Here is a 472-nt window from a genome sequence, read left to right as displayed (position 1 = left end):
AAAAATCATAAATATTATACGGATTATAATGGTAGATATTATAAAATTGACAAAACGATTTCTAATTATATTTCAAAAAAATGAGAGGACGAATAATGATGAAGAAGATTTATTATTGTAAGGTACTACTTTTTATTTTATTTGTTACTATTGCTGTTCCATCTGAATCAGTATTTGCACAAATCAATGATGATATCGACCATGGTGTAGAAGGAGAAGCAACAATAACATATCAATTTGATAGCTCCGAGACTGAAGATGCAAAAGGCTGGATTGCAGACTCATTAAATAAGGGGGAAGAATATATTCAGGAGCAAATAGCTAAAACTGATGATCCTGATAAACTCGAAATTTTAAATAAGGCATTACAAGCATCCAGGAATGTGAATGTCAATGACATGTTTAAAGAAAATGAAGATGGTTCCTCGGAGGTAAAAGTACCTCTGCCTAATGCACAGGTAACAATTGATGG

Annotated in this window: 1 protein-coding gene; it reads left to right on the top strand. The window is 31.8% G+C overall.

The window, feature by feature from the left end; all coding sequences use genetic code 11:
* Window positions 1-95: 95 nt before the first annotated feature.
* Window positions 96-472 (top strand): hypothetical protein (locus tag ACLWS4_RS37420; RefSeq protein WP_416876488.1); only part of this gene is annotated, 377 nt, incomplete at its 3' end.

This window comes from Kitasatospora sp. SC0581 (genome assembly GCF_048159585.1).
Taxonomy (GTDB): Bacteria; Actinomycetota; Actinomycetes; order Streptomycetales; family Streptomycetaceae; genus Kitasatospora.
Note: the sequence above shows the minus strand (reverse complement) of the source record. Positions and strands in the feature narration are given on the sequence as shown.